The organism is Methanosarcina spelaei (assembly GCF_002287235.1).
Taxonomy (GTDB): Archaea; Halobacteriota; Methanosarcinia; order Methanosarcinales; family Methanosarcinaceae; genus Methanosarcina; species Methanosarcina spelaei.
The window spans coordinates 1-332 of record NZ_LMVP01000442.1 but is presented as its reverse complement, the minus strand read 5'-3'; the positions used below and the strand labels follow the sequence as shown (position 1 = coordinate 332).

Sequence of the window (332 nt, the reverse complement as noted above, 5' to 3'; positions counted from 1 at the left end):
GGAATGAGATCCTTAAATTTAGGGGCTGCAAGAGCAGGGGAAATTCCAGGAGCAGCGGCAGGGGCACCAATGCCTACAGGGACGCCAAACATGTTAGCAAGCCGTGCAAAGTGCTGGGCAAGTATTGCATTCTCCTGACCAAGAAGAGCAGCAAGCATAGGGTCAAAGCCGCCTCCGAGGCCACTAAGATCAAGCTCAATGTCACCTTCAATGGTCACACCTTCAAGGGACAATATTTCCATGTCCTTAAACATGTCTGTCATTTCTGATAGCTTAACTTTCTTTGCCATGTAAACCTCACCTTTTCCGTAAGTTATCCGTTTTGAGGAGTG

1 pseudogene is annotated in these 332 nt (G+C 47.9%); it reads right to left on the bottom strand.

The annotated features are described in order from the left end of the window. Positions 1-290, bottom strand: a pseudogene (locus tag ASJ81_RS16000) (CO dehydrogenase/acetyl-CoA synthase subunit delta); the annotation flags it as partial. Between the last annotated feature and the right edge of the window lie 42 nt (positions 291-332).